Origin of the sequence: Bradyrhizobium sp. LMG 9283 (assembly GCF_045571415.1) — a bacterium.
In the GTDB taxonomy this organism is placed as follows: Bacteria; Pseudomonadota; Alphaproteobacteria; order Rhizobiales; family Xanthobacteraceae; genus Bradyrhizobium.
Genome location: NZ_CP120691.1, coordinates 3,038,908 through 3,053,947 on the forward strand (window position 1 = coordinate 3,038,908; position 15,040 = coordinate 3,053,947).

13 protein-coding genes are annotated in these 15,040 nt (G+C 63.5%); 3 read left to right on the top strand and 10 right to left on the bottom strand.

The genetic code is table 11. From position 1 onward, the window contains the following. The first annotated feature begins 113 nt into the window (after positions 1 to 113). Positions 114 to 767, top strand: a complete 654-nt coding sequence (locus tag P6U29_RS14060; RefSeq protein WP_407118129.1) for a ubiquinol-cytochrome c reductase iron-sulfur subunit — start codon at positions 114 to 116, stop codon at positions 765 to 767. Positions 768 to 884: 117 nt separating this feature from the next. Further along, entirely contained in the window at positions 885 to 2,612 is a 1,728-nt protein-coding gene (locus P6U29_RS14065; protein ID WP_407118130.1) for a methanol/ethanol family PQQ-dependent dehydrogenase, read from the top strand. A 348-nt stretch (positions 2,613 to 2,960) separates the two neighbouring features. Here P6U29_RS14065 and P6U29_RS14070 read toward each other — a convergent pair whose 3' ends face one another. From P6U29_RS14070 to xoxF5, 7 genes are all read right to left on the bottom strand, one after another. Beyond that, positions 2,961 to 3,218: a hypothetical protein gene (locus tag P6U29_RS14070; protein ID WP_407118131.1), complete on the bottom strand. Its 258-nt coding sequence runs from the start codon at positions 3,216 to 3,218 to the stop codon at positions 2,961 to 2,963. Between the two features lie 145 nt (positions 3,219 to 3,363). Next, on the bottom strand, positions 3,364 to 5,676 hold the full coding sequence (locus P6U29_RS14075) for a molybdopterin cofactor-binding domain-containing protein (RefSeq protein ID WP_407118132.1): 2,313 nt from the start codon (positions 5,674 to 5,676) through the stop codon (positions 3,364 to 3,366). A 1-nt stretch (position 5,677) separates the two neighbouring features. Next, the gene (locus P6U29_RS14080; protein ID WP_407118133.1) at positions 5,678 to 6,130 is read right to left on the bottom strand and encodes a (2Fe-2S)-binding protein; all 453 of its coding nucleotides are present in this window, start codon (positions 6,128 to 6,130) and stop codon (positions 5,678 to 5,680) included. Between the two features lie 627 nt (positions 6,131 to 6,757). Beyond that, positions 6,758 to 7,321: an S-(hydroxymethyl)glutathione synthase gene (gene gfa / locus P6U29_RS14085; protein WP_407118134.1), complete on the bottom strand. Its 564-nt coding sequence runs from the start codon at positions 7,319 to 7,321 to the stop codon at positions 6,758 to 6,760. Positions 7,322 to 7,353: 32 nt separating this feature from the next. Then, positions 7,354 to 8,463 carry an S-(hydroxymethyl)glutathione dehydrogenase/class III alcohol dehydrogenase gene (locus P6U29_RS14090; protein WP_407118135.1) on the bottom strand — a complete coding sequence of 370 codons (1,110 nt, stop codon included), beginning with the start codon at positions 8,461 to 8,463 and terminating at the stop codon, positions 7,354 to 7,356. A gap of 61 nt (positions 8,464 to 8,524) precedes the next feature. Then, positions 8,525 to 9,016, bottom strand: coding sequence for a c-type cytochrome, methanol metabolism-related (locus P6U29_RS14095; RefSeq protein WP_407119324.1), 492 nt, complete (start codon positions 9,014 to 9,016; stop codon positions 8,525 to 8,527). Between the two features lie 114 nt (positions 9,017 to 9,130). Beyond that, positions 9,131 to 10,936: a lanthanide-dependent methanol dehydrogenase XoxF5 gene (gene xoxF5 / locus P6U29_RS14100; protein WP_407118136.1), complete on the bottom strand. Its 1,806-nt coding sequence runs from the start codon at positions 10,934 to 10,936 to the stop codon at positions 9,131 to 9,133. 514 nt (positions 10,937 to 11,450) lie between these two features. Between xoxF5 and P6U29_RS14105 the strand changes: the two genes are divergently transcribed. Beyond that, the gene (locus P6U29_RS14105; RefSeq protein ID WP_407118137.1) at positions 11,451 to 12,419 is read left to right on the top strand and encodes a helix-turn-helix domain-containing protein; all 969 of its coding nucleotides are present in this window, start codon (positions 11,451 to 11,453) and stop codon (positions 12,417 to 12,419) included. Positions 12,420 to 12,479: 60 nt separating this feature from the next. Here P6U29_RS14105 and P6U29_RS14110 read toward each other — a convergent pair whose 3' ends face one another. The 3 genes from P6U29_RS14110 to P6U29_RS14120 form a co-directional block, all read right to left on the bottom strand. Next, positions 12,480 to 13,481, bottom strand: coding sequence for a Bug family tripartite tricarboxylate transporter substrate binding protein (locus P6U29_RS14110; protein WP_407118138.1), 1,002 nt, complete (start codon positions 13,479 to 13,481; stop codon positions 12,480 to 12,482). 269 nt (positions 13,482 to 13,750) lie between these two features. Next, positions 13,751 to 14,680, bottom strand: coding sequence for a substrate-binding periplasmic protein (locus tag P6U29_RS14115; RefSeq protein ID WP_407118139.1), 930 nt, complete (start codon positions 14,678 to 14,680; stop codon positions 13,751 to 13,753). Further along, the gene (locus P6U29_RS14120) at positions 14,677 to 15,033 is read right to left on the bottom strand and encodes a c-type cytochrome (protein ID WP_407118140.1); all 357 of its coding nucleotides are present in this window, start codon (positions 15,031 to 15,033) and stop codon (positions 14,677 to 14,679) included. The genes P6U29_RS14115 and P6U29_RS14120 overlap by 4 nt, the downstream gene beginning before the upstream one ends. Positions 15,034 to 15,040 lie beyond the last annotated feature (7 nt).

Below are 15,040 nucleotides of genomic sequence, written 5' to 3' on the forward strand. Positions count from 1 at the left end.
GCGCTTGCTGGCTTTCATTTTGATTCAATCAACGCGAGCGAAGCCATATTGATGCGCTGCGGCGCCAATTCTTCGCCTTCTTTTTGGCAGAGTTCCAGCGCCTGCTAGCGGGCATGGCTTGTGCATCGTTCGATACCAATTCTACAATCTCCGAGAGTGCTGCGGAACCCGACCTTGGCGCGGGCACGGGGCAGACGCGGCGAATCCTGCTGTTGGCTGCGCTTGCGACCACCGCGTGTCTCGGCTGTTCCACCCACGCGCGCGCAGGTGAGGATCCGCCCGGCTCCGACGAACGGCCGCAGAAAGGCGATCTGCTCGTCTTCTCCGAAGGCGACAAGGAAGGGAAACTCATCACCGCGGCCGATCTGACGGCAGGCGGACCGCCGGTCCATGCCTGGCCGAAGGATCCCAACACATCGGTGGTGCGCAGCGCCTCACGGCTCAACGAGATCTTGATCATCAAGCTCGATCCCGCCGAGCTCGACGAGAAGACCCGCGCGCGGGCCGTCGACGGCATCATCGCCTATTCCGCGATCTGCTCGCACGCGGGCTGTCCCGTCACCGCCTGGGTGAAGAGCGATGTGGGCGACAAGGAGGTGTTCAAGTGCATGTGCCACAACTCCGAATACGATCCTCGCGCCAGCGCGCAGGTCGTGTTCGGGCCGGCGCCGCGACGGCTTGCGGCGCTGCCGCTGGCACTCGCTGACGGCTCACTCACCGTCGCCGGCAATTTCGTCGGAAAGGTAGGTGGCGCGCAGCCAGGATGATGGACGGTTGCGGGCTGGGCCCGCGTCACGAGAGGCCGCCTCCGCCGATGGGCGGACGACGGGACTAACGACAAGAATTCACAACAAGAATTCAAACGGATGAAAAGGGGAACGTCCATGACCAGGAAGCAATGGTACCTGTCCGGCTTCGCCGCCTTCACCTGCCTCGCCTCGACGGCCGCCGTGTCGGGTCCAATCGAGAATTATTCTCCGGTCACCGCGCAGCGGCTGGAAAATCCGGAGCCAAGCAATTGGATGCTTTACCGGCGCACCTATGACGGGCACGGCTATAGTCCGCTCGACCAGATCAACACCTCCAACGTGAAAAACCTCACGCCGGTCTGGACCTTCGCCACCGGCGTCGTCGAAGGCCACGAGGCGCCGCCGATCGTCAACAACGGCGTGATGTTCGTGGCGACCCCGATGGGGCAGGTGATCGCGTTGAACGCCAAGACCGGCGACGAATATTGGCGCTACAAGCGGCAGCTCCCCGATGATCTGTTCCAGCTGCATCCGACCAGCCGCGGCGTCGGCCTCTGGGAGGACAAGCTCTACCTTGCCACAACCGATGATCACGTCGTGGCGCTCGATGCCAAGACCGGCAAGGTGGTGTGGGACACCAAGGTGCAGGATTACAGGAAGGGCCAGTACATGACCCTGATGCCGCTGATCGTCGACGGCAAGGTCATCGTCGGCGGCTCCGGCGGCGAGTTCGGTGTGCGCGGCTATGTTGCCGCCTATGATGCCAAGGACGGCAAGGAGCTGTGGCGCACCTTCACCATTCCGGGCGAAGGCGAGCCCGGTCACGACACCTGGCAGGGCGATGACTGGAAGAACGGCGGCGGCTCGGCCTGGATGACCGGCAATTACGACAAGGAGACCAAGACGATCTATTGGGGCGTCGGCAACGCCGCGCCCTGGCCCGGCGACTCGCATCCCGGCGACAATCTCTATACATCATCGGTGCTCGCACTCGATCCCAACACCGGCAAGATCAAGGCCCATCACCAGTATCACCAGAACGATTCCTGGGACTGGGACGAGGTCGAAGCGCCAATGCTGATCGACTTGCAGCGCAATGGCCGCAACATCAAGAGCTTGGTCCATCCGGGACGCGACGCGATTTTCTGGGTGCTCGAGCGTACGCCGACCAAGATCAACTACGTCGCCGGCTGGCCTTTCGTCTCCACCGACGTCTGGAAGGGCATCGAACCCGAGACCGGCAAGCCGATCGTCGATCCCGCGCACAAGCCCGTCCTCGGTAAACGCGTGGAGTTCTGTCCCTCGCTGTGGGGTGGCAAGGACTGGCCCTCGGCGGCTTACAGCCAGAAGACCGGTCTCGTCTACGTGCCCGCCAACGAGAATTTCTGCGGCGGCTTCACCGGCGAGAAGGTCGCGCTGAAGCCTGGCGAGCTCTGGCTCGGCACCAAGCCGGAGGACATCGGCCTTAAGGCGAAGCCGGGCGCGGATCATTTCGGTGAGCTTCAGGCCTGGGATCCCGCCACCGGCAAGAAGGTGTGGCAGCACAACTTCCCGAAATCGCAGCTGTTTGGCTCGGTGACGGCGACCGCGGGCGATCTCGTCTTCGCCGGCGGCACCAACGACCGCAACTTCCGCGCCTTCAACGCCAAGACCGGCGAGCTGCTGTGGGAGCAAAAGACGAACTCCGGCATCATGGGCATGCCGGTGTCCTACGAGATCGACGGCACGCAGTACATCGCGATCCAGTCGGGATGGGGCGTGGACGCGCAGCGCATCCAGGATGCGCTCGTGACCAACAATATCGGCATCGAAGCCAATGTGCCGCAGGGCGGCGTCATCTGGGTGTTCGCACTGAAGAAATAGCTCCGCGGGCGGATCGAAGAAGCGGAGCAGCCGGGGGGTGGCGAATGCGGCGGACGGCAACGTCCGCCGCATTCTTGGTGTGGCGCACGTCTTCCTTCTCCCCTCATGTCCGCCGAAGCCCTGGCGAAGGGGGATGTGGGAGAAGTTGGCGCGCGCACCGCGCGCGGGATGAGGGAGTTCTATCCACGCGCGATCATCGCGAGATTGACGCGAGGAGGCAAACCCCTCACCCAAGCTAGATCGTGGCAGCCGGCCTCGCAGCCCTCTCCCACAGGGGGGAGAGGGCACATCAATTGGCACAGGCGAGGATGTGGACCGTGGCCAGCGGAAGGGCGCTGCCTGCAAAGCCTACTTCCCCTCGCGCTCCACCTTGCCCTTCTCTTTCTGGTTCATCTCGCGAACCTTCGGGTCCGGATTGTGCTGCTCTGTGGTCTGGGTGGTCGAAGCGGGCGGGGCATTGGCGTTGGGAAGCGAGTTCTGATCGGGCGCGGTGGGCCGCGTGGCGGTCGTCGGCGGCGTCGTGTTGCTCTGGGCAAACGCACCAGTGGTGGTCAAAAGAAAGGCGCTCGACAGCGAGACTGCGAGCGCCTTTGAGATGTTGGTCATCGATCTGCTCCTGTCAGATCGGTGCAAACGGCGCGAGGCCGCTTGTGTTCCCGAGCGCGATAGACTTCCATCGCGCTCTTTCTTGTTTGAGCATGATCTCCGCGCAAACGCGTTCCGCGTTTGTCGCGAGGGGAAACCGGTGCCCTCACGCCTCCAATTGCTTGCCGATCGGAAGCGAGCGGATGCGTTTTCCCGTCGCGGCGAAGATCGCATTGATCAGGGCCGGTGCGAATGGGGGAACACCGGGCTCGCCGACGCCGCTCGGCGGCGTGTCGGGTCCGGGCGGCACGATGTAGACGTTGGTCACCGCAGGAGATTCGTCGATCCTGACGACCTGGAAGTCGTCAAAATTCTTCTGCTGCACCTTGCCGTCCTTGAAGGTGATCTCGCCGTACTTGGCGAGACTGAGCCCCATGATTGCAGCGCCCTCGATCTGCGAGGCGATGCGCTCGGGGTTGACATAGGTGCCGCAGTCGATCGCGGTGTCGACCCGCGGCACGGCCAGCTTGCCCTTGTCGTCGACGGCGACCTCGACGATGGTCGCGATGTAGCTGACGAAGCTGCGGTGCACAGCGATGCCGAGGCCGTGGCCCTTCGGCACCTTTCGTCCCCACTCGCCCTTTTCGGCGACCAGTTCGACCACCTTGCGCAGGCGCGCGGTGTCGATCGGGTAGCTGTCCTGGGGTTCGCCGTAATTCCAGAGGTCCTTCACGTTGGGCTTGACGATGCGCGGCGAGCCGATCAGCTCGAGCAGCATGTCTTTCTGGTCGCGGCCGGTGGCTTGCGCGATCTCGCTCACCATCGACTGCACGGCGAAGGCACGCGGGATGTTCGAGACCGAGCGGAACCAACCGATGCGGGTATGCGCGGCTGCTTCCGGATTCTCGCAGGAGATGTTGGCGATCTCGAAGGGCATATCGACGAGACCCATGCCGATCTCGAACGGTGCCTGATGCACAGTGCCGGCGGCAAAGGTCGAGGCGATGCTGGGCGCCACGCTGCGGTGGCGCCAGGCGATCACCTTGCCGCTCTTGTCGAGGCCGGCCTCGATCCGCTCGACCGAGACGGTGTGCAGGAAGCCGTTGTGGATGTCGTCCTCCCGCGTCCACTGCACCTTCACGGGCGCACCAAGCTCCTTCGACAAGAGCGCGGCTTCGAGCGCAAAGTCGCATTTGGACTTGCGGCCGAACCCACCGCCGAGCAGCGTCACGTTGACGGTGACGTTGTCTTCGGGAATGCCGAGCGTCTTGGCGACGTCCTCGCGCGTCCCGCCGGGGCTCTGCACCGGCGCCCAGATCTCCGCCTTGTCGCCCTTGACATCGGCAACCGCCACCGGCGTCTCCATGGAGACATGGGCGAGATGGGGGAGGTAGTACTCGCCGACGATCACCTTGTCGGCGCTCTTCAATGCGGCGTCCGCATCGCCCTCCTTGCGCAGCACGAGGCCGGGCTTGCGCGAGGCCTCTTCGAGCTCCTTGCGGTAGGCGACCGAGTCGTATTTGCCGTTCGGACCGTCGTCCCAGACCAGCTTCAGCGCGTCGCGGCCCTTGATCGCCGCGCCGGTGTTGCGCGCGATCACGGCGACGCCGCCGAGCGGCTGGAACTTCGACGGCCATGGCCAGCCGCGCACCTGCATCACTTTTTCGACGCCGGGGACTTTCAGCGCCTCCTCCGGCTCGAACTTGACCAGCTTGCCGCCGGTCACAGGCGGGCGGGCGATCACGGCATACTTCATGCCCGGCAAGCGGACATCCGCGCCGTAGCGCGCCCTACCGGTGGTGATGTCGTGAAGATCGACGATGCCGACTTGACCCTTGCCGAGATAGCGGAAGTCCTTGGGATCCTTCAACTTGAGGCTTTCGATGCTCGGCACTGATTCCTTGGCAGCATCGGCGGCGAGCTCGCCGAAGCCGAGCTTGCGTCCGCTGGCGCTGTGGACGACCTCGTGATTGACCGCCTTGACCTCGGTCGCCGGCACGCCCCAGCGCTTCGCCGCGGCCTGCTCCAGCATGGTGCGGGCGGAGGCGCCGATCTGGCGCATTGGGATCAGATAGTGCCGCGTGCTGCGTGAGCCGTCGGTGTCCTGGTTGCCGAACTTGACCTCGTCGCCATGGGCCTGCTGCACCTTGACCCTGGACCAGTCGGCTTCCATCTCCTCGGCGACGATCAGCGGCAGGCTGGTGCGCACGCCGGTGCCCATCTCCGAACGGTGCCCGACGATGGTGACGATTCCATCAGAGGCGACCGAAACGAACACGCGCGGATCGACCACGACGCCGTGCGGCATCTTGCCGGCACCGGTTTCATAGGCGAGCGCCTGGCGCGACATCACGGGGGCGGCGAGCACGAAGCCGCCGGTGACGCCGAGCCCCTTCAGGATGCTGCGGCGCGAGACCTTCTCGACCCTGATATGCTTTTCGAAGCCGCGAAGCTTGCGGGGATTGTCGATGAAATTCATGTCACACTCCCGTCGATGCGAGATGGACGGCGTTCTCGATGCGCTGGTAGCAGCCGCAGCGGCAGATGTTGCCGGACATCGCCTCGCGGATCTGGTCATGCGAGGGTTTGGGATTGTCCATCAAGAGGGCTGCGGCCTGCATGATCTGGCCGGCCTGGCAGAAGCCGCATTGGGGCACGTTGAGCTCGCGCCAAGCCTTCTGCACCGGGTGATCGCCGTTGGAGTGCAATCCCTCGATCGTGGTGACCTCGCGTCCGGCGACGTCGTTGACCGACGTGATGCAGGCGCGAACCGCTTCCTTGTCGACGATGACGGTGCAGGCACCGCACAGCGCCTGGCCGCAGCCGTATTTGGTGCCGGTCAGCCCGGCCTCGTCACGCAGGAACCAGAGTAGCGGAAGATCCGGGTCGCCGTCCCAGCTCTGTTCTTGGCCGTTGATCTTCACCTTGATCATGATCGTCCCTCGCTCTTCATAAGCATGCCAAATTCAAAGTCCGCCGACGCCGATCGGCGACGGTTCTTGCGTCGTCTCGCCACATCCTGCCGTCATCCCGCGCGGGCAAATCCCGAAACGGGGCAGGAACGCCAATGGCGATGTCTGGATGTGCTCGATACCTCCCGTTTTGTTCTTAATTGATTGTATTTCGCGCGGCATCGAGACGGCGCGATAGTAGCAGAGACCGCTCCGGCTCGGCGTTCACAGCCGAGTGTTCTCACCGGGAAAAGATTGCATCGATGGTTTGTCAAAAGCAGGGCGCGAGGTCATGCCGCGTGCTTACGAAACCGACATGAAAAAGGCTTCGTCCGCCAGAAAGAATGCGGACGAAGCAGGATGCCTCAGTCGAGGGAGGGAGAACGCAAGCACCGCGAACTTCAAGCCGGAAGCAGACGGCCCTGCGCAGTCATTCAGAGACCAGGACTGAGGAGCTGTTGGCCCTCACATACGCGTGGTGCAGTAGCGGCGGCATCGCCGCAGTGATCCCACAGGGGGACCCGTGCGACTCGCCGGCGGCGATCGGCGCCAGCGAGCCGAAGAAGGTCTGGCCAAGGCTCGGCGGCCTAGCCAGCTCAGGCAGCCTGCCTAGGCAGCTTTGGCTTTCGCGACATGCGTCGCGATCGCATCCATCAGCGCCGGCGACAGGCAGTCATAGGGCTCCAGCCCGATTTCCTTGAGCCGCGAGCGGATGCCGGCCATCTGCTCCGGCTTCACGCCCGATTCGATCACCGAGGAGACGAAGGCGGCGAATTGCGGCGCCTGCGAGCCCTCCTCCTGGAACAGCTCGGGATGGATGAAATCGAGGCCGTAGAACGGATGGTTCTTGTTCTCGATGCGGCCGTACATGTGCGTGCCGCAGGCCGTGCAGGCGTAGCGCTGGATCACCGCGGAGGGGTCGACGATCTGAAGCTTGTCGCCGTTCTCGAGCACGGTGACGTTCTGGCGCGGGACCACGGCGACGACGGAGAAGATCGCGCCCTGCGGTTTCCAGCACTTGGTGCAGCCACAGGCGTGATTGTGCGCGACGTCGCCCTTGATGCCGACCTTCACCGGATGGTCCTTGCATTTGCAGACCAGCGTACCGCCGGCAAAGCTGCCGCTGCCCTGCTTGATGCCGTTGTCGATCGAGGGATGGAGTGCAACAGTCATGGTCGATCCTCCTTGGTGTGATGGCTTTCGAGCTAGTACACGACGACTGAACGAATGGATTTGCCCTCGTGCATGAGGTCAAAACCCTTGTTGATCTCTTCTAGTTTGAGCACGTGGGTGATCATCGGATCGATCTGGATCTTTCCATTCATGTACCAGTCGACGATCTTCGGCACGTCGGTGCGGCCGCGCGCGCCGCCGAAGGCGGTGCCGCGCCAGTTGCGCCCGGTGACGAGCTGGAACGGGCGAGTGGCGATCTCCTTGCCGGCCTCGGCGACGCCGATGATGATCGAGGTGCCCCAGCCGCGATGGCAGGCTTCCAGGGCCTGGCGCATCACCGTGGTGTTGCCGGTGCAGTCGAAGGTGTAGTCGGCACCGCCGTCGGTGAGGCCGACGAGGTGCTGAACGATGTCGCCGGTGACCTTCTTCGGGTTCACGAAATGGGTCATGCCGAACCGGCGACCCCAATCTTCCTTGGAGTCGTTGATGTCGACGCCGATGATCTTGTCGGCGCCGGCCATCTTGGCACCCTGGATGACGTTGAGGCCGATGCCGCCGAGGCCGAACACGATCACGTTGGACCCCGGCTCGACCTTGGCGGTGTTGACGACGGCGCCGACGCCGGTGGTGACGCCACAGCCGATGTAGCAGCTCTTGTCGAACGGCGCGTCCTCGCGGATCTTGGCAACCGCGATCTCGGGCAGCACGGTGAAGTTCGAGAAGGTCGAGCAGCCCATGTAGTGGTAGATCGGCTTGCCCTTGTAGGAGAAGCGGCTGGTGCCGTCAGGCATCACGCCCTTGCCCTGCGTCGCGCGAATCGCGGTGCAGAGATTGGTCTTCTGGCTGAGGCAGCTTTTGCACTGCCGGCATTCCGGCGTGTAAAGCGGGATGACGTGATCGCCCGGCTTCACCGAGGTCACGCCCGGGCCGATCTCGCGGATGATGCCCGCTCCCTCATGTCCCAGGATCGACGGGAAAATTCCCTCGCTGTCGAAGCCGTCGAGCGTGTAGGCGTCGGTATGGCAGATGCCCGTCGCCTTGATCTCGACCAGGACTTCGCCGGCCTTCGGGCCTTCCAGATCGACCTCGACGATCTCGAGCGGCTTCTTGGCTTCGAAAGCAACGGCGGCACGTGTCTTCATCGTAGAACTCCTTAGATTCTCGTAGGACGCCAAGAGGTAGTCTCGGCAGTCCTCGTAGCGTTCATTTCTTGCCCATGCAGGCGTCTTCCGCCTTGGTGTAGGCCTCTGTTTTCTCCTCCTTCTTGGAGGGACGCTGCCGACCCCATGCTTCGTTGGAGCGGGCGCGCAGATAGACGTAGAGATCGTCCATGTAGCAGGCGACGTTCGGATTGTCGCCGAAGGCCGGCATGACGTTCTCGGAGGCCGTCGAGATATTCTTGCGGCCGGAGGCGACCACGCTGAGGAAGTCGCCATAGCTCATCGACTTGACGGAATCCTTCAGCGCCGGCGCGTAGGTGGAGCCCATGCCATCGGGGCCATGACAGACATGGCAGTCCGAGTGATAGCGGCGGTATCCGGAATAGGTGAACCAGTCCACGGTGCCGTCGGCCGAAATCTTGTAGGTGGGATTTCCCTCCTTATCGAGCCACTTCCCGTCGTCTTCCTTCTTCACCGCGGTCGGGTCGCCAGGACCCTCCGCGACCGCGACTCCTCCGGACGCAACGAAGATCATCATCACAGCAACGACAGAGCAGATTTTACGCAAGAGAGTGTTCCTCGAAGGCGTTCGGTGGAGACGAGCCGGCGCGTGGAGGTGATTCCACGCGCCGGAGCGATGCTGATGGGCCTAGTTCGGCAGCGAGAACACGGTCAGCGTGCCGCCGAGCGCCGTGTAGTTGCTGAGGGCCGCGTAGCCGCCGACGGCGCCGAGACCGGCGGTCGGATCGGTCAGACCTGCCGCCAGACCGATGCCGGCCCAGCCGCCCACGCCGGAGAGCACAGCAACGTACTGCTTGCCGTTGTGCTCATAGGTGGTGACGTTGCCGATGATGCCGGAGGGAGTCTTGAACTTGTAGAGCTCCTTGCCGGACTTGGCATCGACCGCCTTCAGGTAGCCCTCGAGCGTGCCGTAGAACACCACGCCGCCGGCGGTTGCGAGCGCACCCGACCAGACCGAGAACTGCTCCTTATTCGACCAGACGATCTTGCCGGTCTTGTTGTCCCAGGCGATGAAGTTGCCCATGTGGCTTTCGCCCTGCGGCGGGTACATCGAGAGCGTCGCGCCCACATAGGGCTGGCCCGCGGTATAGCTCACCTTGAACGGTTCGTAATCCATGCAGACGTGGTTGGTCGGAACGTAGAACAGCTGCGTGTCCGGCGAGTAGGCTGCCGGCTGCTCGTCCTTGGTGCCGAGCGCGGCCGGGCAGATGCCCTTCACGTTGACATCCTCGCCCGCCTTGTCCGTCGAAGCTGCGTCGAGCACCTTCGGGCGGCCATAGGTCGGAGAGCTCTTGTTCATGTCGACGCCGGAGGTCCAGTTCACCTTCGGATCGTATTTCTCGGCGACCAGCAGTTCACCATTCTCGCGGTCCATGGTGTAAGCGAGACCGTTGCGGTCGAAATGAGTCAGCAGCTTGCGCGGCTGGCCGTTGATCTGCTGATCCGTGAGGATCATCTCGTTGACACCGTCATAGTCCCACTCGTCGTGCGGCGTCATCTGGTAGACCCACTTGGCCATGCCAGTGTCCGCGTCGCGCGCGAAGATGGTCATCGACCATTTGTTGTCACCCGGACGCTGCTTCGGATTCCAGGTCGAGGGGTTGCCCGATCCGTAGTACACCATGTTTAGAGCGGGGTCGTAGGAGATCCAGCCCCAGGTGCAGCCGCCGCCGATCTTCCACTGATCGCCTTGCCAGGTCTTCAAGCTGGAGTCGGCTCCGACCGGCTTGCCGAGCGACATCGTCTTGGCCGGATCGAACTTGATCTGGTCATCCGGACCTTCGGAATAGGCGCGCCAGACCTGCTTGCCGCTCTTGAGATCGTAAGCGGTGACGTGGCACTGCACGCCGAATTCACCGCCGGAAATGCCGACCAGGACCTTGTCCTTGACGACCAGCGCGGCCGACGTGCCGGTCTCGCCCTTCGCGGGATTGCCGTTGGTCGCCGTCCAGGCCACCTGACCAGTCTTGGCGTCGAGCGCGACGAGGTTGGTGTCGGCCTGATGCAGGATGATCTTGCCGTCGCCGTAGGACAGGCCGCGGTTGACCGTGTCGCAGCACATCACCGGAATGACGTTCGGATCCTGCTTCGGCTCGTACTTCCAGATGATCTTGTTCTCATTGGAAAGGTCAATAGCGTAGACCTTGTTCGGGAACGGCGTGTGGACGTACATGACGTTGCCGATGATCAGCGGGCCGCCTTCATGGCCGCGCAGCACGCCGGTCGAGAACGTCCAGGCGACCTGGAGCTTGCCGACGTTCTGAGCGTTGATCTGGTTCAGCTTGGAATAGCGGGTGTTGGCATAGTCACCCGCCGGCATCACCCAGTCCTTCGGGTTCTGCGACATCTTGATCAGCTCGTCATTGGCTGAAGCGCTGCCGACGGCGAGAGCCGCCGCGGAGCCGAGATAGGTCGCCAGTAGCACCTTGCGCATAGTTATTCCTCCGTTGGTCTCGTTTATTGTTTCCGAAGCATTGCTGAATCGCCGGGCTTCTCGTCCGGCGTCTGCTCGTGCAGGGCGGTCACGATTGGGACCAGAAACGATGCTGTGCTGTTTCCTCCTCCTGATGAGAGCCACGGGTCCACGTGCGGGAGCGGCCCGTTCTTGTTGTTCCTGCCGCAATCCCTAACGACTTCGTCATCGGGAAACTTGCCCAAGAGAGAAGCCGGTTTGCTTGACAGCGCACGGAGGCGAAGATTTTGATTTTGCAGTAGCGAATTCAGCGGCTTCGGCGCGCCTTTGAGACCGTCGTCTACGCTCAGGTTCCCCTTGACGGCGCTGCAACTAAGGCGGAGGATTAAGTTTCAAGAGTGGCAATGGAACGATGGCGCTCGTTGCAAGAGACCGCTCAAATTCGAGGTAAACGTCACGCAATCACAGCTGAGGGCTCCGGCAGCGCTGGTTGCGATTCGCGCCGAATCTCCGGATCAAATCAGTGGCTGGATTAATGTCCGACACCATTCACACGCTCTCGACGACCGGAATGACGCCGAAGCGGCAGATCCAGAGCTGGATCGACGGGCTGACGAGCCTGTGCGGGTATTTCGACGTCGATCCGCTGGAGGCCTCCTCGCTCGAAGGCCGCATCGATTACACCACGGTCTCGCGTCTGAAGCTCTGCCAGATCGAGGTCAGCCAGCATCGCATCGCGCACACGCTTGCGCGCGCCAAGGCCAACGAGCACCCGTACATCAAGATCCACTTCCAGACCTACGGCGTGTCCTATTTCGAGCAGGAAGGCCGCCACATCGAAATCAACCCGGGCGACATCATCGCCTATGATGTTTCCTGCCCCCATTCGATCATCAGCCCCGCCTTCACGCGTCACGACGTCGTGATCGTTCCGAAGGCGCTGCTGCGAGACCGCGGCTTCCCATCGCAGCGGATGCCGGCGTGCAAATTGTCGGCGAAGACCGGGACGGGCCGGATCGCCCATGATTTCGTCCATGCCACCTTCGATGAGGCGGCAAAACTGTCGGCGAACAGCGCGGTCGGCGTCGCCGATTCGCTGATCGATCTGTTGCTGCTGCCGCTGCGCGAAGCCGACACGATGTTCGATCGTGTCGGGCCCGAAGCGATGTATGTGCGCGCGCAGTTCTTCATCCGCGAGCACCTGCGCGATCCGGATCTGTGCATCGACCAGATCTCGGCCGAGCTCGGCTGCTCCAAGCGCTATCTCCACATGCTGTTTTCGGAGCGCGGCACCACGGTGAGCGACTACATCTGGCAGGCGCGGTTGCAGAACTGCCGCCAGGAGCTCGAGGCCCACGCCGGCAAGACCATCACCGACGTCGCCTTCTCCTGGGGCTTCTCCAGCTCATCGCATTTCAGCCGGGTGTTCCGAAAGTATTTCGGCGTGGTGCCGTCCTCGATCCACAAGGCGCAGCACGGCACGGCTAGCTCGGGCGAGCATTAAGTGTAGCCCTTCAGGAGGACGGATATGAGCCCGTCCTCCTGATTGCGGTCCGGCTTCAGGTCAAGCCGGCTCGAGGCCGAGCGCCTGCGCGCTCTCGATCCAGATCGGCAGCTCGCGCTGGTACAGCGCATTGGTTTCCTTGAAGCCGATCGCGGGTTCGAGCACGAAGGTCGCGAGAACCTCCTTCACCTTCGGATCGTTGTTGGCGGCGACGCAGAGCTCGGCGATGCGATCGACCACCGGTTGCGGCGTCGCCTTCGGCACAGCCCAGCCGGTGAAGCCGCTCACGGTGAAGAATTTCGACGTCGCGCCCTGTTCCGGCAGCGTCTTGATGGTCGGGATCGCGTCGACCTTCTTCGAATGCACGGCGAACACGGTGCCGCGGTCGCTTTGCAGGACCGACTGCGCGGCCGTGTAGCTGCCCATCGCGGCATCGAGGGTGCCTTCCAGCATTCCCGTCCACATCGGCGCCTCGCCGCGATAGTGCACCGGCTCGATGTTGAGGCCGTACTGCTTGTTGAGCTCGCTGATCGTGATGTGCGGGGCCGAGCCCGCGCTGTAGGTGCCGAAGTTCACTTTGCCGCTCTTGCGCGCGAAGGCGACGAAATCCTCCAGCGTCTTGACCCCGGTTTTCGGGTTCGCCACCAGCAACAGGCCCGCGCCCGGAATGACGCTGACAAGAGTCAAATCCTTGTCCATGTCGTAGCCGGGATTCTTCATCATCACCCGGTTCATGATGTAGGTGGTCGAGATCGAGCACAGGATGGTGTGCCCGTCGGGCTCGGCGCGGGCGACCTCCGCCGTGCCGATCGCTCCGGAGGCGCCGGGTTTGTTCTCGACGACGACGGTCTTGCCTACCTGCTTGGAGATGAATTCGCCGTAGGCGCGCGCGAGCAGATCGGTCTGGCCGCCGGCGGGATAGCTGCAAATCATGCGAATCTGCCGCGCCGGCCAGGTGCCTTGCGATGTGCTTTGCGCCGATGCGTTGTGCACGACGAACGGCATCGCGATTGCAGTGGTGCCGGCGGCGATGAATTGGCGGCGATCGAGTTTGGCGGACATGATTCTCTCCATTCTCTCCCGGATTTTGGCGAACCTACTGCATCGGGCCGTCGCTGCCATGGGCCGCAGGCGAGACAGATTGGCGCATTCGGTCGGACAGAGTGGGACATGGTGTGCGCGGCGTTCGTGCCCCGGACGCAGCGCAGCGCTACTTCAGCCGTGCGCTGCAGAGCCGGGGCCCATGCCTCAACCGCAAGCTATGCCGCATGGATCCCGGCTCTGCGCCGCAACGCTAAGAGGCGTTGCAGCGCGTCCGGGACACGAGAGCCCTATCGCTGAATGATCTTCGTCCAGACATCGCCGAGGATCGCGGGCTCGCGCGGCGGCAGATAGGTGAGGCCGGCCTGCTTGCCGAATTCGGCGATCTTGCCCTCAGCCGCAAGCTCCGTCAGCGCCTTGTTGACGGCCTCGATCAGTGCGCCATCGCTGGCGAGCCCGACATAGCCGCGATTGGCGCCGATCGGGTAGTAGTAGCCGGACGCCGTGACCGCCGTGTCGGGGTGCGCGGCACGATGGGCATCGAAGCGGGCAAGATCGATCAGGGTCGCGTCATGGTCGCCGCGCTGGAGCGCGCCGAGGAGATCGTCGCGGCTGGGGACGAGATGGGTGATGCTGTCGATCAGGCGCCCTTTGTCGAAGGTCATCAGGATGGCGTCGCCGAGCGACCCGCTTTCGATAACGAGACGAAGGCCGGCGAGATCGCCGATGTCGCCGATCTTGCGGCCGCGGGCCTTCGGCCCCAGCACCACCGTCATCGGCGAATAGACGTAAGGCTGGCTCGGCGCGAGCACGCCCAGCGGCACGCGGCGCCGCCGATCGTCGCGTGTGGCCCCGGCGAAATCCGGCAGGCGCGCCGTCTTCATCCCGGGCACGACGAGCGAATCCTGCGTCAGCGCGTAGCCGCCGACGAGCGCGCAGCGCCCGTCCGAGAGCAGCGCGTTGGCTTCGAGCTGCGGGCTCGAATCCTCGTCCAGCTTGCTCTCGAACCACTGGATCGCCAGCGGTCGCCGCAGGCGTTCGGCGACCGCTTGCGCCAGCAGCACGTCGAACCCGGCATCCGGCTTGCCGCGGTGATGCGCCGAGAGCGGCGGCCGGTCCTCGTCGAGACAGACCTTCAGGGGATCGTCGGCCGCAAGAGCGACCGACGCCATTGTGGAAAGAAAGGCCGCAACGCTCCAGGCAATGCGCCGGCCCCTCATGGCTTTCTCCGGCTGGAGACGAAGGCCCAGAGGTTCCCGATCTCGTCGTCGGAGAGGATGTCGCCCCAGGGCGGCATCTTGTTGTTCTTGCCGTTCTTGACCGTGGTGACGAAGCGCGTCTTGTCGTCGGGGATGGCGCGCAGGTCCGGCGTGATGGTGCCGGAGTTCATCAGATTGGGGCCGTGGCAGTGCGAGCATTTCGCGGCATAGGTCGACTTGCCATGGTCGATCTGCGCCTGCAGCGGATTGCCGGTTGCGTCATCCGCGGCGCGAACGGTCGCCGCAAGCGCGACCGTCAGCATCGCGGCGGTGGCGAGGCTCGCCACCGTCCTGTGTGATACTTCTCTCAGCATCGTGCCG

What these genes read in the sequence shown, in the direction of transcription:
- P6U29_RS14060 (WP_407118129.1), top strand. Translation starts at nt 114, where the DNA reads ATGGCTTGTGCATCGTTCGATACCAATTCTACAATCTCCGAGAGTGCT.
- P6U29_RS14065 (WP_407118130.1), top strand. Translation starts at nt 885, where the DNA reads ATGACCAGGAAGCAATGGTACCTGTCCGGCTTCGCCGCCTTCACCTGC.
- P6U29_RS14070 (WP_407118131.1), bottom strand. Translation starts at nt 3,218, where the DNA reads ATGACCAACATCTCAAAGGCGCTCGCAGTCTCGCTGTCGAGCGCCTTT.
- P6U29_RS14075 (WP_407118132.1), bottom strand. Translation starts at nt 5,676, where the DNA reads ATGAATTTCATCGACAATCCCCGCAAGCTTCGCGGCTTCGAAAAGCAT.
- P6U29_RS14080 (WP_407118133.1), bottom strand. Translation starts at nt 6,130, where the DNA reads ATGATCAAGGTGAAGATCAACGGCCAAGAACAGAGCTGGGACGGCGAC.
- gfa (WP_407118134.1), bottom strand. Translation starts at nt 7,321, where the DNA reads ATGACTGTTGCACTCCATCCCTCGATCGACAACGGCATCAAGCAGGGC.
- P6U29_RS14090 (WP_407118135.1), bottom strand. Translation starts at nt 8,463, where the DNA reads ATGAAGACACGTGCCGCCGTTGCTTTCGAAGCCAAGAAGCCGCTCGAG.
- P6U29_RS14095 (WP_407119324.1), bottom strand. Translation starts at nt 9,016, where the DNA reads ATGATCTTCGTTGCGTCCGGAGGAGTCGCGGTCGCGGAGGGTCCTGGC.
- xoxF5 (WP_407118136.1), bottom strand. Translation starts at nt 10,936, where the DNA reads ATGCGCAAGGTGCTACTGGCGACCTATCTCGGCTCCGCGGCGGCTCTC.
- P6U29_RS14105 (WP_407118137.1), top strand. Translation starts at nt 11,451, where the DNA reads ATGTCCGACACCATTCACACGCTCTCGACGACCGGAATGACGCCGAAG.
- P6U29_RS14110 (WP_407118138.1), bottom strand. Translation starts at nt 13,481, where the DNA reads ATGTCCGCCAAACTCGATCGCCGCCAATTCATCGCCGCCGGCACCACT.
- P6U29_RS14115 (WP_407118139.1), bottom strand. Translation starts at nt 14,680, where the DNA reads ATGAGGGGCCGGCGCATTGCCTGGAGCGTTGCGGCCTTTCTTTCCACA.
- P6U29_RS14120 (WP_407118140.1), bottom strand. Translation starts at nt 15,033, where the DNA reads ATGCTGAGAGAAGTATCACACAGGACGGTGGCGAGCCTCGCCACCGCC.